Source organism: Desulfovibrio inopinatus DSM 10711 (assembly GCF_000429305.1).
In the GTDB taxonomy this organism is placed as follows: Bacteria; Desulfobacterota; Desulfovibrionia; order Desulfovibrionales; family Desulfovibrionaceae; genus Alteridesulfovibrio; species Alteridesulfovibrio inopinatus.
The window spans coordinates 235,717-259,379 of record NZ_AUBP01000007.1 but is presented as its reverse complement, the minus strand read 5'-3'; the positions used below and the strand labels follow the sequence as shown (position 1 = coordinate 259,379).

The window sequence follows — 23,663 nt, the reverse complement described above, 5'->3', positions numbered from 1 at the left end:
TCTCTCGCTCATTCAAGGAATAAACGCTTTATTTCTTATTGCGGACAAGGGATACGACACGCAAAAAATTGTTGATGAAGCATTAAGAAGAAATATGACACCTGTTATTCCTCCGAGGAGAAACCGTAAAGAACAGCGAAAGTATGATAAGTATATTTATAAGTTACGTCATCTTGTTGAAAACGCATTTTTATACATCAAGCAATGGAGAGGGATAGCTACACGTTACGCAAAAATGACAACTTCATTTCTCGCGGCTGTTCAGATTCGCTGTCTCTTTTGGTGGCTAACAATCTCGTGACGACACTGCCTAGAGAGTCACTCCCAAAACATGTACGCTATGATAAACGGCGCTGTGCATTTGCCGATTTTTTATACACACCGCGTTTACAATACGACCGAGACAGGTCTGATATCCCCTCCGCTGGCGATACGATTTTCCATTGAATATTCGGTCAATAAACCTTGAATAAGTTTCGCCAAATCGTCCACTCCGAACAGATCGACGGGTTCCCACTGTGCACGCGAATGATGTGGAGAATATCCGGTGAACTGAAGCCCAAGTTCACAACTCCCGCTTGAGGAGCGGAATTCGTTGTTCACCCGAGCCGACATGAAAAACGGCGATTGAGCCAAATCACCAAAGTCGAGCTGAATAAGAACCTCTTGCCCTGGGCGCAACCATGTTCTCTGTTCATCAAGGAGTTGTGCTGGCAATCTGAGCCGAACCCCTCCCGAGGACAAATTGCAGAGAAGTGTCTTGGATTCAGGCGTTCCGGGATCTGTCAAAAGCACCGGAATACGTTCCATAGCTTTCCCGTGAAGCGTAGCGATATCCTTCACGCCCCAAATACATACGCCGGGCATATGCTCATATTGTGGTGTTATACGCACATTGATACGCCGCTCCCCCTGCTCAAGCCGATCCGGAAATCCGAGAAGTAGCCTGTCCGCGGAGATGGGTTCTAAAGCGGTGCAAGCACAACCATACAGCTTACGGTTCTCCGCTTTGCCTAACGAAAAATAACAATCAAGCAGTGTTTTTTCCGGTGTCACGGCATGCCACGGATCGGAAAAGGTACCTTGCGGTGCAAGGACGAACGCATCATTCTCCACAGCACAAAGAGTGCAATCCATTTTTTGAAGATCACCGCCAACGCTCTTGAGACGCACATCGAACGTCACACCTTGACGCAATGCTTCTTGAAATGTGGTGCGGATATGAGACGTCGCCATTTCGTGTTTCGCACCGTGTCCAAAAACCACTTGGTACACCCGCTTGAACATACAGCAACTCCTTTCCTTCGCCGTGTTTGCCGCTGCCACGGGTTTGGAAGCGGCGCGCAGTTTCTTCACAGAGCACTCAAGGCACTGCGCAATGTATCCACTCGAGATGAGGCCATCACCATGGAGTGCGTCTGCATGCATCAAAGCAATAAACGAACCAATTTTGAAAACCGTTCATTTTTTTCCGCTTTGGAATGCGCGCTCGCATTCGTTTCGAATACCGAATGTATACGTTCCGAAGAGGCCACTTCATGTATAATAATGCAGAAGATGGCTTATGACGAGAGAAGGCGCCGTTTCAGATTCTTAAGAAAAAAAATTGATATGGCATCTTTTCATTGATTGCGTTGTGACATGCTGGTCCGTATACTTACGTCATGGGAAAATTTTCATCCGCTTTTTTTGCCGGCCTTACTGTTATTGCTTCCTTATTGATTTCTCTGGTCGTGTTCGATGGATTGTTCCGTGTTTATGAAACATGGTACATTAAACCGAAAGAAGAGCCTCAAGCTGGTTTCGCGCGCTTGGACGACCTCAATTATAACGAAGACAATGTTTCCGTTGTGCGGCCCGCCGATCAGTTGCGCATCCTCTACTTCGGCGATTCTTTTGCATTCGGTATTACCACGCCGCCTTTCACCCCGGCGGGACAAACGCAATCCCTGCTTCAAAACGTATCAAAAACTGCTGATACCACGGCTGCCCAGATCATTAACCTGGGTGAGCCCACGGTATCGTTTGCGCAATATGATGAAAGCCTCAAACATTGGACGAGCAAACTTGAATGGGACGGGGCCGTCTTCTCCATTTATACAGGCAATGACACCCTTGACCCGGTTTCAGGCATCATTCCGGACAACGCCCCCCGCAATTTTTTCATGCGAGACCAACCCGCCAACATCAAGACCGGCGCCAAACGCCTGCAAGGCGTCGAGGCATATTTTCCTTTCCGTATGTTTGATTTTGTGCGTTTTCTGTACACCAGAGCAAAGGAAGGCAATGTGCTTCTCGGCAACCGACCTGCAGGATACAATTTACTTGCTTCCGAAAAACCTGATCCACTTTTCAATGCTATTCTCGCCGACGAAGCGCGGGCAATGAGTCCTGCGTATCAACCCCAACTCATTCCCTCGTTTGTCGATCTCATTCATTTTGCTCAGGATGTTGGGACGCTAGGCAAAACCAAGGATGTTGTTGTTCTTCTCGCGCCGTCGAGACTCATGCTTTCTCCGACTCTTGCTGCGCAAGCCGCAACCCAGGCCGGTATTTCCGACTTGGACCCGGAACTGCCGCTGTATCTTATCTGGAAAACTTTTGCTGTCGTGGTTCCACATATTCCGGTGCTCAATCTCAAACCGGACTTCGAACAAGCGCAACACGCAGGGGCATCTCTTTTTTATCCCAAGGATATTCACCCTACTATTGAAGGGAATACCGTCATTGCGCATCGCCTTGCTGATTATATTGCAAACGCTTGGCTGCACACGCCACTGGCACCTGTTCAAACCGGTCCCGCCCCAGCAGAGACCCCGCAACGTTTGGCCGTTTTCCAAACCGTCATCGCCCCCCTCATCTCCCCCTCCTCACAATCTGACGTTTCCATGTAACCAAACACAGTCCCAAGTAGGAAAGACCTATCAAACTCTTAGCATTGAGAGTATTCGTCTGCTGCGCCCGAGAGACGTAGTATCTTTCCAACTCCGACCCCAATTGCACGTATGAATAAACTCTACTCCGCACTTTCGGGTGCGTGTATTATGCTTGTGTCGTTTGTTGTCTGCCTGGCCGTTTGCGATGGGCTTTTTCGCATCTATGAAGCGGCTTTCTTACGGGTGGACGACAAATCTCGAAACGGTATGGCCTGCTTGGATACACTCAATTATAATGAGCAAAACATTCCGTTGAAACGTCCAAACGGCGAGAAAAGAATCTTGTATTTTGGCGATTCGTTTGCATTTGGCATCACGACGTCACAGCTGACACCGGCTGCACAAACACAAGACTTGCTCAACCACGAACATTCTAGACCGAACACACAGTCCGTTCGTATAGTCAACCTTGGGGAACCCATGGTGTCCTTTGCCCAATATGACAAAAGCCAGGAGCATTGGACCAATGAGTTAGAATGGGATGGGGCGATATTCTCTATTTATACGGGCAACGATACGATCGACCCAGTTTCAGATATGATTCCCCAAAACGCTCCGCTCAATTTTGCCATGCGCAATCTGCCGGCCAACATCAAAACCAATATCAAACGGGTAGAAGGAGTTGTATCACGCTATCCCGTACGTATGTTTGATTTTATTGAATACTATTACGATGAGCTGACACAGGGGAAGTTCCTTCCCGGCGTTTCGCGCATTGGCTACAATCGCCTGGCAGCATCGAAACCTGATGCAGTGTTCAACTCGGTCTTAGCTAACGAAGCACTTGCCATGAGTCCGCAACATCAAAGCGAACTTGGTCTGGCCTTTGCTGAACTCGTCATCTTTGCCCGTCATCTGAATCAACTTGCCAAAACGAAAAAGATCGTTGTCGTGTTAGCCCCTTCGCGACTCATGTTGTCGTCACAGCTTGTCGCCAAAGCGGCAAAGACGCTTGGAGACTCCGCACTTGATCCGGAACTGCCGCTGTATCTTATTTGGAAAACGTTTTCTCGCGTTGCGCCAAACGTGCCGGTCATCAACCTGAAACCCGATTTCGAGCAAGCCCAACGATACCATCTTCAGCTCTTCTACCCCCAGGACATTCACCCAACGGTTGAAGGCAATACTGTCATAGCAAAACGGCTTGCCGCCTATATCAAAAGTGCCTGGTTTCGGAACCGACCTGACGAAATCAACATTGTTTCGGGGCCGGCTCCTCGTGAAACCAAGCAACGTTTAGCGTTATTCACGACATGCGTTGCGCCATATATCGAACCGGAGCATTTTCCAGCGCCATGCTGGCTGCTCGAGCATCACTTACTCCTCTTCGATCACAACAGAATTGATAGCAGATACGGACCCCGCGATAGCGGCGGTGGTGTTACCATAGATTTCACTTCCATCATGACTCGTTTTGCTCCATTCCGTCTTGAGGGACGTGATGGCAGCCCGCGGTTCAAGCGTTCCCGGGCTGCCGGTTGTGACACCATTGATGCCAAACCATTCTTCATCCCAATAGCCGCCAGCAAAAGCACCACCTTGATAGGCATTGTTCGGGCCGGGATCATGTAAAGAAGGATTGCCAGCCTTCCACCATTCATCCACCCAATCGAAAATCATACCGCCGCAGGAGACTTGTGTCGACGAGTCGGCATTGGCGGCCATGCCCTGCCATTGCGTCACGAGGAAATCACCTTGCGCCTGAGCATTATTGGGCAATAAAATAATATCGGTGGATTCGCCCCCGGGATTTTGCCGCGTGGAGGCGGGAGTACCATATTCTGTGATGATCAGCGGTTTGACGTCCGAAGCTGTCAGTTGGCCATACTGAGTAAATATGTTGTTTCCGGTTCCACCCCAATCCGGTCCACGATACACATTGAGTCCCCAACACATGATGTGGGGAATCTTGCCGATCCCGGCTTTCAAGGTATCGTTTCCGTCATCGACCATGGCAACGATGGTCAGTTTGTCCGGAGCATTGGTTCGCACGGCGGCAGCGATTTTATCCATATTAGCCCAAAAATCGGGAGAATCGATCGAACCACCGGAATTGAGCTCATTTCCAATGGAAAATCCCATGACCGCTGGATAATTTTTCAAGTTCTGCGCCATTGTCGTGTAGTCGTTCACATAGCCGGCAACGGCGGAAGCGTTTAACATATCGCCGGCATTGATAAACGACGTCATGATGACATAAATCGGCCTGTCACCTCCATTATAGAGGGCATTAAGGAAATCGCCATAATTGGCACTATTGGCCGGTGAACCGGCATACAACCGAATGCAGTTGACCCCCATATCCCGCATAGCCGGGATGTCACGATTGAAGAATGCAGCCTGATTCGGAGTAAAATAATCTCCGTACGGAGAGTTGTCGGGTACGGCACCGATCGGCACGGGTGCATAATCGACCCCTTTCATAAAAAATGGCGTCCCATTTTTCAGGACCTTATAACCGTTCGTTGTCCAGGTCGTAGTTTGTCCCAGCACGGCTGTGGGGAGCATCGTTGCGGCGAACAGTGCAAGAAAAAAAAAGCTCCTCACCAAGCGTGTTCCTTTCATACTGACTTCCATCTCGCTCTCCTTGTTTGCTGCGCGCATGATATACTGTACTATCCTGTCTACCATAGAATCACGACCATGGCGAGGGGATTTCACTATTCCTGGTTACCCATCGTGTTTTGCCATGCTCATTAAAAGCGTCGTGTTGCCTTGATATATAAGGAGTTTCGAGAATCATCATGCAAACTTTCGCCCAGACACAGGAGGCACGTTATGCAATCCGTCCGGCTGGCAAATGCCTGGTTGGCGCTTCGCACAAACTTTTGGTTTGTGCCCATCCTCACGGTGATGGCTGCGCTGGTCGCCTCCATTGTCTTTCCAGAAATTGACCGTTTTATTGGGGACAATATATTACGCGATCTCCGTTTCCTTTCGACCGCCGAGGCCAATAGTGCCCAAACCATATTAAGCACCATTGCCGGTTCTCTTATCACCATTGCCGGGGTGACGTTTTCCATTACCGTGGTGGGCCTGACTCTGACGACATCCCAATTTGGGCCTCGATTGCTCAACACATTCATGCGGGATACTGTCAATCAGTTCGTTCTTGGATATTACCTCGCTACAGCCTCGTACTGCCTCATTATTTTGCAGACCATTCGAGAGGACTTCATCCCGAATGTATCGATTGCCCTGGCAATTATCTTTGCCATCATGAGCTTCTTCATTTTAATTTATTTTATTCACCACATCGCCTCCATGATCAAAGTGGATGTCGTCATTGCCCAAGTAGATGACAACCTGAAGCACACCATTTCCTCAATGTTTCCGGAAGAAGCTCCACGAGGGCAACCCGGGCGATCGGTTTCGGACGACCTCCCAGAGCATTTTGAGCGAGACGCCATTGCATTATCGACACAGAAAACGGGCTACCTTCAAGGGATGGATATCGAATCTTTGCTTTGGCTTGCGACGGAACAGGATATCGTTCTCTCCTTCGTGGATAAACCGGGCAGCTACATTGTGGGAGGCAGCACGATCGCATTTGCCTGGCCACCACAAACTGCCATGGCCAATGCCAAAGATATTGAAGCCGGAATCGATAGAGCTGTGATTGTCGGCTATGAACGAACCCCCACGCAGGATATGGAGTATTGTATCGATCAGCTCGTTGAAATCGCCTTGCGCGCCTTTTCACCCGGCATCAATGATCTCTTTACAGGTCTGTCCTGCATCGATCGCCTTGGTGGAGACTTGAGCCTTCTGGCAACACGCCAATTTCCGGAAAACGAGCGACGCGACAGCGACGGCAACATTCGACTCGTCTGGTCGGCCTCTCGCTTCGAAGGTTTTTTAGACGCAGCCTTCAACTCCATTCGACAAAATGCCGCACAAAATGTGGCGGTCTATGTGCGATTGCTTGAAGCTCTCCGTACGATTGCCAATCATCTTCGGCGTCCCGAAGATGCACTCGCGGTAAAAAAACATGTGGTCATGGTGGAACGTATGGCCCAACAGCACATCATTGAGCCCCACGATCTAGAAGATATCCAGGAACGAAAACAATGGGCTGTTACAAGCCTCAATCGTTTTTGATTCACATCGAATTCGGAGCGGAACAATCCGAAACAACGGTCGGCGAGGTCAAAGAAACACCAAGGCGACGATCATCTTGAGAATGCACGACTGAGGACGGAATAAAGGCCCAATCCGTCGTGATGTTCAGGGTCACAGCCGGCGTGTTGGATGGTGACAGCGGAAGGCATACCCGATGAAAGTTTTCATCGGTCAGAATCATGGTACGAAATGTTCGGTCAGCAGAAAACGTCACCGTAACCGTCTGATTTGGCGCATATGTCACAGGCGCTTTGGCAAAAAATACGATCGCATTACCTGTGCGTTTAAGACGCATACTTGCATTGTCCATGGTCCAATATACTGGAGGAGATGTTGATGATGGCGGGAGGTAGACGCCACGAAAGGCAGGAGGAGGAGAAACAAAGACGATCGCCAAAACCACAAGACCTAAAGTTGCCACAACAACGGCACGGATGGTTTTCGGGCTGGCAACAGGACTTTCGGATGAGGCCGTTGCCGCCACAGTCCAAAAAATCAGTGCGTTCGATGCCAGTATTAATGAATGCGTTACAAGACTCATGAGAAGGACAGCGGCCATACCTACGGCCGCCCCATATTCGAACTCGTGACCAGTACGCAGGCCTGTTCGAATAATACAGAAGCAGGTCACAAAAAAAATCAGTGCGACCGGTATTCCCTGCTCGACGGCAAGCTGAAGAGCGTAGTTATGCACATTTTCATGCCGACTATTCACAGCAACGCTATCGACAGACTTGCCATAAAATGCCCCGGCACCAATCCCGCATACGGGATATTCGGCGATATTGCGACAAGCCGTTCCCCAGAGCGTGAATCGCTCCGCCATGCTTTGACCGGGGACGCGGTCTTCTTCTGTCGGAGCCACCAGGCCAGTCATGACAACGGCCTCCCGAATACGAGAACGTAATTCAGCAACAACAGGAACGGTGTTTCCAAACGTGGAGAAGATGAAGACACAAACGATGATACCAAGGACAGCGCCGGCAGGATAGAAAACTCGCCGACGCAACCGAGACGTCCGTCCTCCAAGCAAGCAAGCTGGAAAAAGTGCTGCCAACCATGCTCCCCGCGATTGTGAGACAAGAAGAACCAATGCAAGCACGGCACTGACACTCCACGAAACACACCGACGGGAAGCACTGGTATGCAAAGCAAAAACAAACAACAGGGCGAGCACCGCTTGCGCCAGGGAATGGACGTCGCGAAAGGGTAAAAAAGGACCGGGGATTGGTTCAGGCGTGCCCCAAATAAGCTGCAATGTTGGCCCGATAATGACCGCCAAAGCCAACACCCATAACACAAAGCGCGGCACGACTGGTTCGGAAACCGGTTTAAGATCAAACAGCATAATGTACAGCATGGGGCCAACAAGAAAGAAAAACGCGGCCAAAAACCTGTACAGTGGATCTAATTGGCCAAAAATAGGAACGAAATGAATGCGATACAGAACATGCTGCCATGGAATGTTTCGCGCAATATGATAAACAGCCCCGACTCCCCCCCAGGAAAGCACCGTGGTCCATAACACCGGGGTAGAAAGTGGCGCATGCCGCCACAAACCTCGACGAAGAAACCAGCCAAAGAAAATGGCAACAAACGCAACTTCGGCAAATCCGACAGGAAGTACCCGAAGCGTTTCCAGCCCAACCAGCGGGAGAAGGAGTATTAGAAATCCCAATACAGCACGACGGGGCGCGATGACCGTTCCGACAACAGCTCCACTTCCAACAGTCAGAATCGGCCAATGTTGAAAGAATCCTGGATCAAGCCGGTACGACATCGCAACGATTATTCCCCCAAGCACCGCAAAAACACACCGCGGCCCAAGGTGAAACAGCATGACACTGAGGCGAGAAGCTACAAATAAGCACGTATTATAGAAAGAAGACATCAGCTTTGATTATAGGGTAATAAAGAAGTGTCTACGCGTTCTTGAGAGCGACGTAAATAGTTTTAATAACTCCATTTTGATGTAGTACTTTATTCCGGAGAAATGGCAAAAAAGTTCAGAGCAGGGAAGACACGAGCCTTTTGCGAAGGGTACGGTCGGAATGAACGCCGTATATCGACCTTTTTTCGTGCCTTTCAACAAACAATGCACTGCTTATGTCGAAGATGGCAGCGCATTTTTAATGCTCACCAGACGTACAGAAGAGTTTCTCGCTCTGGATGATCAGAGTCCGTCTTCTTTCTTCCCCAGAGTGAGCAACGTACTCTACCCAAGAGGGTACAATCGATGAAAGTTCTCTTTCCTACACCGTTATTGCGCGGTCAATGCTTCGATTTCGGACAGTATCTTGTCTGGGTTGTGATCATACAATCTGGCCAGGATCGGTTCGATCGTGTGTTTAATATCCCTCCACGGTGGAGGTGTTGGGATAGCAGGGAGTCTCAGCTCGCTCAGCTCAAACCGCGGGACTGCCATGCTTTGATCAATGCAATCGGAAGCATTTTCAAAGATTGCACCGGTGACGCTCCGTCGCTCCATTTCCATGACATTAAGCCCACGAGCGAATCCAAGGACACATGACGTTGGTTGGTTTGTATTGGCATCATCGATGGTGTTGTTGATTTCATCAACCATGCGGCAAAGCGCTGCATAATGTGGGGGGACGACAATGCGCCTTTTGTCATGTTCATCATGATGCGCTGTACCGTCATTGTAATCACGAATATCTTCACGAAGTGCATCGTAAACGTGTTCCACAGATTTGATGTACCGGCCGCGTTTGGACATGGACCAAGGCGGTGCAAAATGAAAAATATGGTTTTCGTCAACGGGAATAACATGCAACTCCCGTGAATCGAAATGTATAGCCGAAGAGAGCGCCTCGATAGCGGCAGTATCATGAAGTAATAATCGGGACAATGTACGCCATTTTGCATCAATATGGACGGCTTTGAGCCGAAGTGTATCGGCTTTTTTCATCAACACCTTTCTATGTAAATCGATTTCGCGCCGGCGTTCGAAGAACGTTTCAGCCATTTCGGTCAGTGCTTCGTTGGCTAAATTTTCAGTGAATTCCATGCCCGATGTCTCCTTGCTTGGACAGGCGTTGCGGGTACAACCGAACGTTGCCTCGGCCTAAGGATTAGGACGAGGAGTCAGAATTGGCAAGCGATTCCGAACGGCTTAGCCCACGGGGAGACCGGGTTCTGTTTTCCAGGAATAGAGTGGGGTGGTGAGCGGGTCGCCGAACAAATTTACGGTTACGGCATAGAAACTGCCAATAGGAAGAGGTAATGTCCAAGCATTGATGGCATTGAGAATGCGTCCAGCTTTCCATGTACTCGGGGAACCAAGGAGCACACTGCCCGATCGTAAGGCCTTATTCGGTCCAGCCACCCGCCGGATAAGAGAACGGATTTCCCAAGGAAAAAACCAATGCCCCTGCGTACGGCGTGAGGTCTGCGAATTCCACGGCATTGGGCCATTGGTGATGTGATAGAGAGAAAGCCGATTCATGCAGGCGACAAGCACCCCCTTGCGCGAAACACGCATGGCTTCACGAAGCACATTCTCTGGTGAATGCACGAATTCAAGAACCGTGATAAGGCAGGAAAAATCGAATTCATTGTCATAAAATGGTAAGTGCTCGGCCAGACCAAGATGAATATCGGAATTTTTACCAAGTCGTGCTCTGGCAGCCTCAACCATGACGGGAGAGGCGTCAATTCCCGTGACATCAAAACCGAGTTGGTGAAAAACCTCAAGGAACGAACCTGCACCACAGCCGATATCGAGTATCCCCCGACCTCGGCGTGGCCAAGAAGAAACAAGCCGTCCAAGTAATCGGGCTTCAGTCTCTAAAGCGAAGCGGCCAGCAGGCGAGGCAGCGAATCGCTCGAAGGCGCGTAAATCGTGTTTGTCGAAACGGTCGCTCACAGTATTTCCATTACGTTTGGTTTTCCATGAACACTAAACATATCATCAAGCGCATTGACCGACAAGACAATGCTCAAACTCAAATGCAACATACTGTTTTAACAATTGTTCTCCTTTTAAATACTGCCTGGTTGATTCTTGTCCCGCAACGCTCCGTAGCGCAGGCATCCCAGGAGTCTCGATTTCATATTTCCATGGGATATAGTCGCATTCACTACCACGATATGCATGAAACCTTGACCTCATCGCCGCTTCAAATTTTGACCGGTCCGGACGACGGCGAATGGGAACGAGACTGGGAAGAGAATCGATTCACTATGACAATAGGATACGATCTCATTCACTCTCTCCGATTTCGCTTGACTCCTCATCTCGAAATTGGCGCATCTCAAGGTCGATTTCTCGCATCAAATCAGACAATTGGATTCTCGGAAAGCTGGGATACCTCAATCGGCCCACTTATCGGCGGCGGACTGACAACCGAAGTCCGCACAGGATCAACCGGGCCATTCATTGAACTCCGTTATGGGTTCCTTATCGGATGGTCTCGCGAATTACATGAGTACGTGACCAATCTGTCCTCACCATCACAGACAGGAGCTGAACGCACCGCAACGTTCTGGCATCGCTCACACCAAATACGTGCGCTCGCCGGCTGGCGCGAACGGATGTGGTCCATCGCGTTAGGTATTCAATGGACGGACTTTGAACTCCGGAAAACGCTTTCGTATACCATGACGCCGCGCACAGGTGGAGCGACCGATATTTTGGCCGCGACATTGCTGAATGCAAAAGACTCTGTCTTTCACTACCACAATCGTGTGCCAGTTCGACCATGTGTTCGGGTCATTGTGTCTCCTTTTGAGACCTTTGCACTCCATTTACAGAGTGTTATCGCGCAAGATCAGGAGTTCTCAGTATTGTTGGAATACCGTTTTTGATCTTGAGAGAAACATCTTGAAGGCATTGACTTTATCTCCCTTCCCACCTCATTATCTGTCGCGGGTTTGCTTTTTATATTTTAATTAACCTGGAACACAATCTCGCCGCGTAAATGCTGCACAGTAAGGAACGCCGCCATGAAGCGAAATATCTACCTGAAAACCATTCCCCTCAATGACGCCGTGGAACTCTTAAAAGGCCAGCTTAACCGCGACGAGCTTGTTGGAGTGGAAACAGTTCCCGTAGACGAAGCGCTTGGCCGGATCACGGCGACTCCCGTGATTGCCCGATACTCCTCTCCCACGTTCCATAGTGCAGCCATGGATGGCATTGCCGTCAATGCGGAAAAAACATTTCACGCTCGCGAGGGCCAACCCGTACGGCTTCTACCGGAAATTGACTTTACGTATGTCAACACCGGTCATCCACTACCGGAATTTGCCAATGCCGTTATCATGATTGAAAACGTCGTGAAAGACGAATCCGGGGCGTGCCTTGTCGAAACACCGACGGCTCCATGGCAACATGTTCGCCGTATCGGTGAAGACATTGTGGCGACGGAAATGATCCTACCTCGTGGTCGGCGACTTTCTCCCTATGATCTCGGCGCACTCTTGTCGTGTGGCATATGGGAAGTTCAAGTTTATGAAACGTTACGTGTCAGCATTATTCCAACGGGTGATGAAGTGTTGGACTACACGACGCGGCCAGAGCCCGGCCCTGGACAGGTTGTGGAAAGTAACTCCATCATGCTGCGTGCTTTAGCCAATTCTTTTGGTCTGGATGCACGACGCTTTCCTCCCGTTCCTGACGATCCGGCATCGTTGTCACGAGCCTTGGAAGATGCACTCGAGTCCACGGCGCATGTTGTTGTGTTTGTTGCGGGTTCATCAGCGGGAAGTAAAGACTTCACCAGATCTGTTATCGAAAAGTTCGGTACGGTTTTTGTGCATGGTGTCGCGGCTATGCCGGGTAAACCGTCCATGCTCGCTGTTTGCCGAGGGAAACTTGTTGTCGGTGCCCCCGGTTATCCTGTCAGTTCTGTCGTCTGTTTTGAAGAATTATTGGCACCGCTTGCAGCCTGGTTAACACAATCCAGCCTTTCCATTCGGCCGCAATTTGATGTTCGCCTGGCGCGGGCAATGCCTTCACGACTTGGGCAAGAAGAATTTCTGCGGCTGGCTGTCGGACGAGTCGGCAACATGTGGTCAGCGTTGCCTTTGTCCCGCGGGGCCGGAATGGTAACGACGTTAACCAAAGCTCAGGCTGTGGCTCGTATTCCGTCTGATTGTGAAGGCTTGCAAATGGGGAGCACAGTCAAAGCGACCATGCTTGTCGACCAAAACGAGTTGGAGCGAACGCTCGTCGTCGTTGGCAGTCATGATAATACGCTTGATGTCCTGGCCGATGCACTCATGCAGCTCGATCCGCCCATTCGACTCGCTTCCAGCCATGTCGGAAGCATGGGAGGGATTACCGCACTTAAGAACCAGGCCGCGCTTATGGCGGGCTGCCATCTCTTCGACCCTGAAACAACGGATTTTAACTTTCCGTTCCTGAATCGGTACGTCAAAGACATGGAGCTTACCGTCATCAACCTTGCCATTCGTCAACAAGGGCTCATCGTTGCGAAAGGAAACCCCAAAGACATCCGATCAATCAAAGATCTTGCCAAACCCGGCGTAACATTCATCAATCGACAACGCGGAGCAGGGACACGCATTTTGCTTGATCATCAGCTCAGCAAACATAATATCGACCCATTGACCATTGAGGGCTATACGAACGAAGAATTCACCCACATGGCCGTTGCCGTCAATGTGCAAACCAACGCGGTTGATTGTGGTATGGGGGTTTTAGCTGCTGCTCGTGCCTTGAACCTCGATTTCATCCCAGTAGCCAGAGAACGATATGACCTTATCATTCCCAAAAACGCCCTGAACGACATCAGGATCAAGGCTGTACTTGAGGTCTTGCGCTCGGCCGAGTTTCAAACTGAAATAGAAAATATGGGTGGCTACGAAACAGATCTCACCGGTAAAGAAATGGCCCCGGGCATGGGGCTTGGTCCACAAGATTGATCTCTATGGGAGAAGCGTATGGAATGTCAGAGAGAAAAAAACATTGAGATGTGTACATGTACGTACGATGCCTGCAATAAGACCGGTCTCTGTTGCCAGTGTATCCAATACCATTTGCGAAGCCGACAATTACCTGGTTGCTGTTTCTCCAAAGATGCTGAAAAGACATACGATCGTTCTTTCGAACACTTTGCGCGACTTGTTAATGAAGGCAAGGTCTAGCCCAGATGAAAAAACGATTTTTTAAAACGAGGATATTCGGCGAGTAAAAAACCTCTTGGCAGCTTGCCTCCATATTCTCTTCTACTCGATCCACCAATGATACTGCGCTTTCTCGCACTGGAAACGAGTGCACATCGAAAGAACAGGCTGGGTGAGGTCTATATTTTAAAAAGCTTCTTCTTTTTCATAGGAAGGAGCCTTTTTTATTTGAGATTCATGTTCCCTCCCTACAATAGCGTCACGTTTGCAATCACGCTCATCACTTTATTCTTTCATAATGCACAATTCGAGTTGATGAAAAAGAATAATGTGCATAACATACACATGAATTAATCAATTAGTACAGATGATGCTCGCATCTATGTGTACAAGAACTTCCAGACTCTTCCAGGATAAATTCCTATTTATGTCGTGCCCCCCTCCCTCCATATCCTAACCAATGAGAACGAGCATGAAGAATTCGATTAAAACGAAATTGATGGTTGGTCTTCTCTCCACTGTTTTTATTATATTGATAGCTATTTTTAGCCTTGTAGCGATGAATTTTAGCAATCAAGCGCTCACAACGGCAAAGATATCAACCGATCATGAAATTTCTTTGGCCAACAATGCGATCACTCTTTTTATTGAAGAGAGCATTATGAGTGTGAATATGTTGGCAAATCATCCGTTCTCACAAAATATAGATGCAATTCAGACAAGTTTTGTGAACACAAAAGATGCACTTCCATCAAAACTGGTTGAAAACGACGACGCAGGCCAACAGATGCTTCACCTCTTCACGGCAATGCGGCAATCTCATCCACACTTTGTTTCCGTATATTGCGGATCTCGTAAAGGAACATTTGTTACTGCACGACAAGAGGGAACCATACCGGCGGGATATGATCCCCGTAAGCGCCCCTGGTACACCGATGCCCTCGCCTCACCTCATAGTGCTTCGTTATCACGAGCGTATATGTCCACGACCCGAGAAGCTGTCATGTCGATAATGCGACCGGTCATGCGTAATGGCGAGACCATTGGCGTCATTGCTGTGGATATGTCTCTGAAGAATCTTACCGACCTTACGGAATCCATTACACTTGGCCAAACAGGATATGTCGTTGTGGTTCAAGACGATGGAATTATCCTGGCCGATCCTCACAATCCGAAAAATAACTTTCAATCGATCAACGATGTTGAGTCGAAAACGTTCAAGGAACTTTTCGCCCTGGACTCCGGAAGTATGGATTTTCAGGATAAAGAGGGAAATCAATGGATTGGAGTCGTTTTGACTTCACCCAAAACGCATTGGAAAATCTTTGGTATCATTAACCATGCAGAGATCATGGCTCCGGTTCATAAGACAATCATCAACCTTACAATCATTACGATAGTAGGTCTTCTTCTTATCGGCGCAGCAATATGGATTTTCACAACGAAGACCATCCTCGTGCCATTGGGATCAGTACGAAACTTTCTGGATCGCATTACGAACGGCGATTATACCTACCGAGAAACACACAATCGCAATGATGAAATTGGGGAAATACTCAATTCCCTCAATGATATGGCCGAAGTATTGAGCAACAATATTGCAGAAATCGAACAAAAGAGTCGAGAGGCCGAACACAAAGCTGAAACAGCGGAACGCGCTTCACATCAGGCCGAAGAGGCGCGTCTTCATGCCGAAAAAGCAAAGAATGATGTGCTGCAGGCTGCTGCTACGTTGGAGGAGGTTGTAGGCATCGTTAATGCGTCCTCCCGAGGGTTATCGGATCAAATTGAAGAATCGAGCCAGGGAGCGCAAACACAAGCCAATCTTGTCTCCGAAACAGCGACGTCCATGGATGGCATGACAACAACAATTCTTGAAGTGGCGCGTAACGCTGCTCATGCCGCAGAAACTGCTGAGTCTGCCAGGAACAAAGCTCAGGAAGGAGCCAGCAAAGTCGGAGAAGTTCTCGTTGAAATGGATCAGGTGAAAACCGCGTCGTCACATCTCAAAGACGATATGAACAGGCTCGGCCATCAAGCTGAAAATATCGGACAAGTTCTTACTGTCATTAGTGATATTGCAGATCAGACCAACCTTTTGGCACTCAACGCAGCCATTGAAGCAGCCAGAGCAGGTGAAGCCGGTAAAGGGTTCGCTGTCGTGGCCGACGAAGTGCGCAAGCTGGCTGAGAAAACCATGGTTGCGACCAAAGAAGTCGGTGACGCCATTCTTGCTATACAAGAAAGCGCCAAGACGAACATGGAAAATATGGAACACAGCGTTGAGCTTATCGGCAACACGGCCGAACTGGCTTCATTCTCCGGGCAGTCACTGGATGAAATCATGGAGCTTGTCGACACGGTAAGCGATCAAGTTCGTGCTATTGCAACGGCTTCGGAAGAACAATCATCGGCAAGTGAATCCATTAACCTCTCCATTTCCGAGGTCAACGAAATTTCTTCACGTGTATCGTATGCTATGGGTGATGCAACGAATGCCGTGAGCGAGTTGACCGCTCAAGCCAATGAATTACAAGATCTTATCGATAATTTGCGTGATGGCACAAAGCACGGTGCTCGCTCCTCAAAGGCTCTTTCCGGAAAGAAACAGATGCGATTGTCTCAATAACAATTGATCCTGTTTTTTCAACAAGACAGACGCAAAGCGCGCCCGGCCACATCTCTGACCAGGCGCGCTTTTTATTCCTGTATATCGTATGAATTTAGAATTTTCCGCGATTTCTCAAGCCGGACATGCCACCCTGGACATTGACCGTATCGTTGAAGCCAGCAGCATTTAAGCCCAACTGCGCTTCAAATGAACGAACCCCCGTGTTGCACACGAGAACGACGGGTCGGTCTTTGGGAATTTGGTCAAGACAGGCCTTGATCTGATGGTGAGGGATATTGAGCCAGTGCTCGGGGTCGGCTTCAACCGTGGAACGCGCGTCTTCTACCTCGCGGCAGTCGAGGAAGCAGATATTATTCGTGTCACGATGCGCCCACAGCTCATCGAATTCTTGACCAGAAATCGCTTTGTTACGGCCAGCCAGAATGTTTTCGGCCACATTACCGGCGGCGTTGAGCACGTCCATGGCCGACGCAAATGGCGGAGAATACGCCAGTTCGAGATTGGAGATGTCATGAACCGTCGGCTTATACGGCAAAAGCGATGCAACCGCATCGACACGTCCGACAGCAGACAATCCTTTACCGCCGAGCGCTTGAAGGCCCAGGACTCTGCCGGTTTTCTTTTCAAAAACAAGCTCAATGTGAAGAAGCTCTTTTTCAGGGTAGAAATGCGCCCGGTCGAACTGGACGACATAGGCAGTATCCACATCGAACCCAGCTTTTTCAGCCGCGGCTGCCGACAACCCCGTCCCTGCCACGGAGCACTCAAACATCTTGACGGCAAAGCTTCCGACAGCGCCGGGAAAAGTTTGTTGCAACCCGGCCAAATTGGAACCAATGACACGCCCTTGCCTGTTGGCCAGCGACCCTAAGGGGTAAAAACCAGATTTGCCCGAAACAAGATTCGGCATCAGCACATTGTCACCACCGGCGTAAATATCCGGATCCGTGGTCTGCATATATTCGTTGACGACAATGGCACCACCCGGATTGGATACTTCAAGGCCGGCGCCAGAAGCGAGCTCACTGTTGGGAATAACCCCGGCGGACATAATGACGATATCACAGGGAATATCACGTTTATCGGTCTTGAGGTTCAGTCCATCGGCAGTTTCTTCAATGGCAGAGACTTTTTCTCCGAGGTAAAAGACAACCCCATTGTCCTGCATCTGTTTCATACCCATTTCCGCCAGATTCGAGCTGACAAGGTTGGGCAGTATTTGATCGAAGACTTCGACAACGGTCGTTTCCACTCCCCACATATCTGCAAAGGCTTCTGCCATTTCCAGTCCGATGAATCCGGCACCGATAATAGCCGCACGACCAACTTGGCCTTTCGCGATCTTTTCACGAATCGCGATCGCATCATTATAATCGGCAACGACATGAACGTTTTTGTGGTCTGCTCCCGGAAGAGGTAAACGACGAGGGCGACTTCCTGTGGCCAAGACGAGCTTGTCGTAGCTGATGTCTTGTTCATCTCCCGTGTCGAGATTCTTCACATGGACCGTCTTGGCAGTACGATCAATGGACAGCGCTTCGGTACGAGCCATGACGTCTACCCCTTTCACATTGCGGAAAAAGCCTTCATCCCGCACCATATGATAGATCGTAGAACGCAGTTCATTGGGTTCCGAGATGTCACCGGAGACGTAATACGGAATGCCGCAACCGCCATATGAAATGACATTACTCTTATCGATCATGGTGACAGTGGAATCTGGTTCGAGTCGTTTAAAGCGGCAGGCAGCTTTGGGACCAAGTGCGACAGCACCAATAATGACGACGTGTTGGGCCATGGTGAGATCCTTTTCATAAATGGTGAGTGAAGTCGTTGCGTTCGGTGTTGCCCGATTCCGACATGCTCGAATTATAACGTTGACGTTGCCAAGTCGTATATCCTGGATACCTTCGGGTAAGCCAGCGCCAACAGACGGGCGAGCATCGAACCCGGCCGTTTTTGCGCATGACGCTCCAGCCGGCAGGTTTCGTACGCGTTGGGTTTCATGAGTGAAATCCTATTTCCTCTTTTCCGTAGGGAAATAGGGGTTCATAATACGGAACCCAAGGATGATCAATGTTGAAGACTCCTCTTAACAGTTTCAGAGAACAGCGTCTTTGGAAAAGCTGGAACAATATCTTGACCCGAATGATCGATCCTGCCATGAGGAAAGAATCAGAAAGGGAAATCGTTACCATCGATATCGCCAACCTGTACTTGTGGAGACCACCATGGCCAAAAAAGCCTATGTCGATGAAGATGAATGCATCGGGTGCGAAAGTTGTGTGGAAATCTGCCCCGAAGCCTTTGAACTCACCGACGAAATGAAAGCTCATGTCATCAGTGAAGATTGCGCTGAGGAGTGCATCCAGGAAGCGATCGACACATGCCCGACCGAGTGTATCCACTGGGCCGATTAATTTATCATCCTTATAAACCAAGGAGCGCTCTCAATGGAGCAAGCGAACGCAACCGTTGGGGTCTACGGCAGCCACGACCTGGCTGCCGAAGCAGTCAGGTCTCTGGCATCACAGGGATTTTCCATGAACAAAGTTTCCATTGTTGGAAGAGAACTTGAAGACGTTGAAGATATCAAAGGGTACTACACCTGGAAAGATCCAGCCAAAAGCGGTGCCGGTATCGGCGGCTTTTGGGGAAGCCTATTCGGTATCCTTGTCGGCGTCGGCTTTCTCGTTGTTCCAGGCGTAGGGGGCGTATTCGTCGCCGGATCACTCGCGGCGGTGTTGCTTGGCGGCGTCGAGGGTGCAGTCTTGGGCGCAGCCGGTGGCGGCCTGTTTGGAGCACTGATGGGTCTTGGTATAGGTAAAAACAAAGTCCTCAAGTATCAGGAAAGCATCAAAGCAGGCAAATATATTGTTGTTGCGCACGGTAACGTTGACGAAGTCAAAAAAGCGCGTGAGATTTTAAACGATACAGAAAATCAGGAACTTGAAACGCACACCTAATTGCTCAAAGAACCATATCTTCGAGATGTGAGGATGGCTATTTGTCAGACTCGCATCTCGAAACGCGTTGTTCTCTCCGATTCATGCTATTAAAAGACACATCTTTTCACGTTTATTCTTCCATTTCCTAACTACACTGCGCATCAAGCAGCAGTTTTTCTCCATATTGCATGCCTCCACGTTCCATAGATGTTACATGTAGTCGATGAGCGCCAATATCGATTGAGTTCGCGATATCACAACTAAAGAGAAAACAGACGACAGACCTCTTGTCTTCTAACATATTTCCACCATAATTCACTTTTATCATTTTCTAATAAGATTTATCCTAAAAAACAAAATATTTCTCATTTTTACTATATGAGATTATCATCTTTCATGAAATTTTTTTCAACTTAACAGGCCACAAAAGAGTCCTTTTTGGTGAAAAGAGATGGCATTACCATATACAATAGAGTATACAGAAAGCATATTTCAGCAAACTTTGAGGGTAAGACATTGGCCTACCTTTTATACCACTCGGAGTGTGGCGCTGCATCTCAGGTTATTGATTCCAGAAACAAGAAATTTTCGATTCCCTGATTGACGAATCAACGCCCCTTTGCTAGAAAGGAATTCCTTTAGGGAAGCGCACTCTGTTTCGTGCTGTCATGGAGTCTGCTCTCCGAAGGGAGAGGTTGTGTTGGGTGTGTTGCCATGTTTGGGCTGACCGTTTTGGGGGACTACAGCGATAAGGTTGGCCCTGACATGGAGCAGACAATAACGGGGGTTTTTGTCTGTGGGCTGTGTGGCTTCGGCTCCGCCGGCCCGAAGCCAACCTCGTTCCGAGACAGGCATGTCAGCTCGGGGAGCCTGTCGAGGCAAAAAGATTACCGGTGTGTAATCATGTTGTGCAAGCAGAGCCGGAGTGGTGTCCGGCGTTGCTAAAGTACTATTGCTCATGTCCCTGTTTGTTGGGCTGGGGCGTAGCGTTGTGTGTGGGATGGCTTGCCATCCATTTGTGTGTGCCTGCTTTGTATCGTTAGTGATTCCAGTGGTGTGTGTGTTGTGAGGCTCGCGGTGATGTCTTTGGGAAGACAACACCGCGAGTTCTTTTTGGTGCTTCCAACCGGCAGTCCCACATCCACCGCAAGGCCTTCGACATCGCGTATTATGGCGACACACTGGACGCCTGAGACTTCCACGAAAAAATGGCCTCGCAGAGATCACATTTGGAAAGATACGTGCGCTGCTGTAACGAGTCCCTGACATCATCGGGGAGTTGTTGGACAAGGCCCACAACTCCGACAGAATATAACGTATCAATCCATTCAGCATGCCTTGCATCAATGGCTCGGTCCGAATCTGGTCGCGGGATGCGCAAATGTGAGCAAAGTCCAGGGATGTAGTCACCCCATGGATCAAAATGAAAGTGTGACGTTTGCTCCAACTCGGAGCAGGGACCGGATTGTGTGAGGATTTCAACAAAAGACTTGGCCGGCAAATATGACCTGAACGTATTCAAAGCGCGTCCGCCGAAATGAATCCAATAGCGGCTCAATGTACCGGCAAGGTAATTGGGGCCAAGCCGGTGTTCGTACTCTGCAAGCCTATGAGGCCGATCATGTTCCAACGCATCAAGGTCGCTATAGAAATCCATCACCCAGGGGAATATCCCCATTCCGGTTTTTCGACATGCAGCCAGAACACCCTTTGTTTTGTGAAATGGAATAAATTCGTTATGAAACGGGCTTATTGAAACCAAGAGCGTTCCCACGCCGGCCTGTTGAAGCGTTGTCAGGAAGCGTATCGCCTGATCCATTGACGCAAACCACGACGCATTCGTCTCAATATAATCGATCCCCAACCCCATTTCGCGACAAACACGAGCCACCATAATAAGGTGCTCCGGATTGAGAAATGGCTCTCCTCCACCGATATGTACCGAACGGCATCGAAGTTGAAGACACGTCTTAACCACATGTCGAAGCGTGTCTTCCGCTATAAACTCCCGCGGCCATTCAGGTCCACACGCGTATAGACAATGCCGACACCGTGACGAACACGCCATTGTCGTCATGATACCGCCAGAACGAAGCTGCGAAATATGAAGTTGTCTGGACATGACCTCCTCATAACAGAGTGGTGAGGTTGTCGGGAGAGGGGAGAGGTCTCAAGATATATTGTTTAGAAGGAGAGGACAAGAAGGGGGAGGGTGGAGACGAAAAAGCCGAAGCAGAGAACCCCGGCTTTTCCTCAACGTATGATTGGACCGATCAGGTATCACACATTCCCTAAGCGTCGCCGGATAAAGCCGATTCCCAGGAATCCGGATGCCAAGAGCCACACAGCACCAGGAAGAGGTGTTGCGGCGGCTGATGCAGCAAGAGTGCCGTCGGCATTCAAACCGATGAGTTGCCCGCCACCCGACAAATCGAATATTTTACCACCGAGTTCTTCATTCAATTCAGCGAGATAATAGATATTAAACCCTTCTTCGGCAAAGAGATTCTTTATGTTTCCATCTTCGTCGAAAAGGAGACCATCAAGTTGCTGAATATACAGCCCTGCGCCATAATCGCTATTGCTGTCATAAAAGGACAACGTTTCATCGCCAGCCAACGATAACAGCGACCATGCACTGAAATTATCGAAAAAACTTACGGTCCCGGTGTCACTCCCACCCCAATAAAAGTCGTGTGAGCTGTCACCAGTAAATTCCAACGTGGATGTCGGAGTATACCATTTGCTCAAATCAGTTGCATCACTCACAAAGTCCCCGGCTAAGGAGAAAAAACTCTCCGCCATCCCAGCAATCGATCCTGTTTTACCAATATACAGATCATAGAAATAGTTCGCAGAACTGCTGGAAATATACTCTCCATTATTCGTAAATTTCCCAGAAAAGTTCACCGTCGATGAGGATACATCGAAAACCCCATTGTTTGTGACATCGTTATTGAAATGAGATTCGCTCTCGATAATGCGTGTCATCGCATTGTTAGTGAAACTCCCGTTTATGGAATCATTTAAACTGGAATGCTGAACATTAAAAAGACCATCATTATATATATTTGTAGAATTCAGTGCACCGCCAGAAAAATTATATGTTCCATTCTCGTTCACAGAAAGCTTTTTGCCGTTGATCGATCCCCCAGACTGATTAAAAGAACCAACTCCATCAATGGCAATACTTGTAGAGATTGTATTGAGATCTCCGCCACTTAAATTATACGTTCCTGATGAGTTTCCATTTTCACCTATTCGAAGGAAAGAAGTATAGTTTACACCTCCAGATTGACTGAAGAGAGCATTTCCATAATACCCAACATATGCATAACTTGCGTGTACCTCTCCACCATCAATTCTATAAATTCCTTGATCTGTAGCAGCGAATCCCAAACACAGCGAGGACACATAATTACTCCCACCATGCTGTATAAATGCTCCCGACCCATTGTCCCCAATATACTCAACAGTATACGTCAAAGTCGAGTCGTTTAACGTATACGTTTGTCCACCTGATAAGGAAAAAACATTTGCCTGTGCCTCACCGAAACTTCCCCCCAATAAAACATAGAGAAGCGCACAAAGAACAATTCCATTCTTGTTACTCATCTCTCCCATCTCCATAGGCATAGCGTTGCGTTATGTCGTCACACCAGGGAAATCGATAAAGAAAGTACGACAAAATGTATGATTTCCCCAGAAACAGCAGGAGGTACGAATTGACCACACGATTTACCAAGCAATATATATTCCACAAGTAAACCTAATAACAACAGCATAATCTAAACTTCATGGAGCTATGTCGTCCATATTTCTCACGCAAATGAAGATGAATACGAGCTTACTGTCCAGTTTTTGAAGACACCAAAGGAAAATATTAATGAATAAAAAATTTTTATTAAATAAACG

At 48.7% G+C, this 23,663-nt stretch carries 18 protein-coding genes; 9 read left to right on the top strand and 9 right to left on the bottom strand.

Annotated elements, in window-relative coordinates; genetic code table 11:
* Window positions 1–301 (top strand): IS5 family transposase (locus G451_RS0108660; RefSeq protein WP_027183947.1); only part of this gene is annotated, 301 nt, incomplete at its 5' end.
* Between the two features lie 86 nt (window positions 302–387).
* Here G451_RS0108660 and G451_RS0108655 read toward each other — a convergent pair.
* A complete protein-coding gene (locus tag G451_RS0108655; RefSeq protein ID WP_027183946.1) occupies window positions 388–1,287 on the bottom strand; it encodes a PilZ domain-containing protein in 900 nt (299 codons plus the stop codon).
* 377 nt (window positions 1,288–1,664) lie between these two features.
* Here G451_RS0108655 and G451_RS0108645 point away from each other — a divergent pair, with 377 nt between their 5' ends.
* Entirely contained in the window at window positions 1,665–2,894 is a 1,230-nt protein-coding gene (locus G451_RS0108645) for an SGNH/GDSL hydrolase family protein (protein WP_027183944.1), read from the top strand.
* Between the two features lie 1,359 nt (window positions 2,895–4,253).
* On the opposite strand, the gene G451_RS33620 is transcribed toward G451_RS0108645, so the two are convergent.
* On the bottom strand, window positions 4,254–5,513 hold the full coding sequence (locus G451_RS33620) for a glycoside hydrolase family protein (protein WP_169727849.1): 1,260 nt from the start codon (window positions 5,511–5,513) through the stop codon (window positions 4,254–4,256).
* 201 nt (window positions 5,514–5,714) lie between these two features.
* On the opposite strand from G451_RS33620, the gene G451_RS0108630 reads away from it, so the two are divergent.
* Window positions 5,715–7,037, top strand: coding sequence for a DUF2254 domain-containing protein (locus G451_RS0108630; RefSeq protein ID WP_027183941.1), 1,323 nt, complete (start codon window positions 5,715–5,717; stop codon window positions 7,035–7,037).
* Between the two features lies 1 nt (window position 7,038).
* Here G451_RS0108630 and G451_RS0108625 read toward each other — a convergent pair whose 3' ends face one another.
* The 3 genes from G451_RS0108625 to G451_RS0108615 all read right to left on the bottom strand — a co-directional run bounded on the left by G451_RS0108625 (window position 7,039) and on the right by G451_RS0108615 (window position 10,944).
* The gene (locus G451_RS0108625; RefSeq protein ID WP_169727848.1) at window positions 7,039–8,898 is read right to left on the bottom strand and encodes an O-antigen ligase family protein; all 1,860 of its coding nucleotides are present in this window, start codon (window positions 8,896–8,898) and stop codon (window positions 7,039–7,041) included.
* A 420-nt stretch (window positions 8,899–9,318) separates the two neighbouring features.
* A complete protein-coding gene (locus tag G451_RS0108620; protein WP_027183939.1) occupies window positions 9,319–10,086 on the bottom strand; it encodes a hypothetical protein in 768 nt (255 codons plus the stop codon).
* A gap of 105 nt (window positions 10,087–10,191) precedes the next feature.
* Window positions 10,192–10,944: a class I SAM-dependent methyltransferase gene (locus G451_RS0108615; protein WP_027183938.1), complete on the bottom strand. Its 753-nt coding sequence runs from the start codon at window positions 10,942–10,944 to the stop codon at window positions 10,192–10,194.
* 26 nt (window positions 10,945–10,970) lie between these two features.
* On the opposite strand from G451_RS0108615, the gene G451_RS0108605 reads away from it, so the two are divergent.
* From G451_RS0108605 to G451_RS0108585, 4 genes are all read left to right on the top strand, one after another.
* Window positions 10,971–11,885: a hypothetical protein gene (locus tag G451_RS0108605; protein WP_156921561.1), complete on the top strand. Its 915-nt coding sequence runs from the start codon at window positions 10,971–10,973 to the stop codon at window positions 11,883–11,885.
* 138 nt (window positions 11,886–12,023) lie between these two features.
* Window positions 12,024–13,967 (top strand): molybdopterin biosynthesis protein, encoded by a 1,944-nt coding sequence (locus G451_RS0108600; RefSeq protein WP_027183936.1) that lies wholly within the window; start codon window positions 12,024–12,026, stop codon window positions 13,965–13,967.
* Window positions 13,968–13,985: 18 nt separating this feature from the next.
* Entirely contained in the window at window positions 13,986–14,189 is a 204-nt protein-coding gene (locus G451_RS34985) for a DUF6485 family protein (protein WP_027183935.1), read from the top strand.
* 451 nt (window positions 14,190–14,640) lie between these two features.
* Window positions 14,641–16,797 (top strand): methyl-accepting chemotaxis protein, encoded by a 2,157-nt coding sequence (locus G451_RS0108585; protein WP_034641366.1) that lies wholly within the window; start codon window positions 14,641–14,643, stop codon window positions 16,795–16,797.
* A gap of 94 nt (window positions 16,798–16,891) precedes the next feature.
* Here G451_RS0108585 and G451_RS0108580 read toward each other — a convergent pair whose 3' ends face one another.
* Window positions 16,892–18,598, bottom strand: coding sequence for an FAD-dependent oxidoreductase (locus G451_RS0108580; RefSeq protein ID WP_027183932.1), 1,707 nt, complete (start codon window positions 18,596–18,598; stop codon window positions 16,892–16,894).
* Between the two features lie 433 nt (window positions 18,599–19,031).
* Between G451_RS0108580 and G451_RS0108575 the strand changes: the two genes are divergently transcribed.
* Both G451_RS0108575 and G451_RS0108570 read left to right on the top strand, forming a co-directional pair.
* Window positions 19,032–19,220: a ferredoxin gene (locus tag G451_RS0108575; RefSeq protein WP_027183931.1), complete on the top strand. Its 189-nt coding sequence runs from the start codon at window positions 19,032–19,034 to the stop codon at window positions 19,218–19,220.
* Between the two features lie 33 nt (window positions 19,221–19,253).
* Window positions 19,254–19,766 carry a general stress protein gene (locus G451_RS0108570; RefSeq protein WP_027183930.1) on the top strand — a complete coding sequence of 171 codons (513 nt, stop codon included), beginning with the start codon at window positions 19,254–19,256 and terminating at the stop codon, window positions 19,764–19,766.
* Between the two features lie 648 nt (window positions 19,767–20,414).
* Here the strand turns inward: G451_RS0108570 and G451_RS34080 are convergent.
* The 3 genes from G451_RS34080 to G451_RS0108555 all read right to left on the bottom strand — a co-directional run bounded on the left by G451_RS34080 (window position 20,415) and on the right by G451_RS0108555 (window position 23,363).
* Complete coding sequence (locus G451_RS34080; protein WP_156921560.1) at window positions 20,415–20,708, bottom strand: hypothetical protein; 294 nt, start codon at window positions 20,706–20,708, stop codon at window positions 20,415–20,417.
* Between the two features lie 208 nt (window positions 20,709–20,916).
* Complete coding sequence (locus G451_RS28425) at window positions 20,917–21,870, bottom strand: radical SAM protein (protein WP_051261303.1); 954 nt, start codon at window positions 21,868–21,870, stop codon at window positions 20,917–20,919.
* Between the two features lie 158 nt (window positions 21,871–22,028).
* A complete protein-coding gene (locus G451_RS0108555) occupies window positions 22,029–23,363 on the bottom strand; it encodes a VPLPA-CTERM sorting domain-containing protein (RefSeq protein ID WP_027183928.1) in 1,335 nt (444 codons plus the stop codon).
* Window positions 23,364–23,663 lie beyond the last annotated feature (300 nt).

Bases quoted from the DNA above. Each gene is read 5' to 3' on its own strand.
- G451_RS0108655 (WP_027183946.1), bottom strand. From the start codon at position 1,287: ATGTTCAAGCGGGTGTACCAAGTGGTTTTTGGACACGGTGCGAAACAC.
- G451_RS0108645 (WP_027183944.1), top strand. From the start codon at position 1,665: ATGGGAAAATTTTCATCCGCTTTTTTTGCCGGCCTTACTGTTATTGCT.
- G451_RS33620 (WP_169727849.1), bottom strand. From the start codon at position 5,513: ATGGAAGTCAGTATGAAAGGAACACGCTTGGTGAGGAGCTTTTTTTTT.
- G451_RS0108630 (WP_027183941.1), top strand. From the start codon at position 5,715: ATGCAATCCGTCCGGCTGGCAAATGCCTGGTTGGCGCTTCGCACAAAC.
- G451_RS0108625 (WP_169727848.1), bottom strand. From the start codon at position 8,898: ATGCTGTTTCACCTTGGGCCGCGGTGTGTTTTTGCGGTGCTTGGGGGA.
- G451_RS0108620 (WP_027183939.1), bottom strand. From the start codon at position 10,086: ATGGAATTCACTGAAAATTTAGCCAACGAAGCACTGACCGAAATGGCT.
- G451_RS0108605 (WP_156921561.1), top strand. From the start codon at position 10,971: ATGAACACTAAACATATCATCAAGCGCATTGACCGACAAGACAATGCT.
- G451_RS0108600 (WP_027183936.1), top strand. From the start codon at position 12,024: ATGAAGCGAAATATCTACCTGAAAACCATTCCCCTCAATGACGCCGTG.
- G451_RS34985 (WP_027183935.1), top strand. From the start codon at position 13,986: ATGGAATGTCAGAGAGAAAAAAACATTGAGATGTGTACATGTACGTAC.
- G451_RS0108585 (WP_034641366.1), top strand. From the start codon at position 14,641: ATGAAGAATTCGATTAAAACGAAATTGATGGTTGGTCTTCTCTCCACT.
- G451_RS0108580 (WP_027183932.1), bottom strand. From the start codon at position 18,598: ATGGCCCAACACGTCGTCATTATTGGTGCTGTCGCACTTGGTCCCAAA.
- G451_RS0108575 (WP_027183931.1), top strand. From the start codon at position 19,032: ATGGCCAAAAAAGCCTATGTCGATGAAGATGAATGCATCGGGTGCGAA.
- G451_RS0108570 (WP_027183930.1), top strand. From the start codon at position 19,254: ATGGAGCAAGCGAACGCAACCGTTGGGGTCTACGGCAGCCACGACCTG.
- G451_RS34080 (WP_156921560.1), bottom strand. From the start codon at position 20,708: ATGAGCAATAGTACTTTAGCAACGCCGGACACCACTCCGGCTCTGCTT.
- G451_RS28425 (WP_051261303.1), bottom strand. From the start codon at position 21,870: ATGTCCAGACAACTTCATATTTCGCAGCTTCGTTCTGGCGGTATCATG.
- G451_RS0108555 (WP_027183928.1), bottom strand. From the start codon at position 23,363: ATGAGTAACAAGAATGGAATTGTTCTTTGTGCGCTTCTCTATGTTTTA.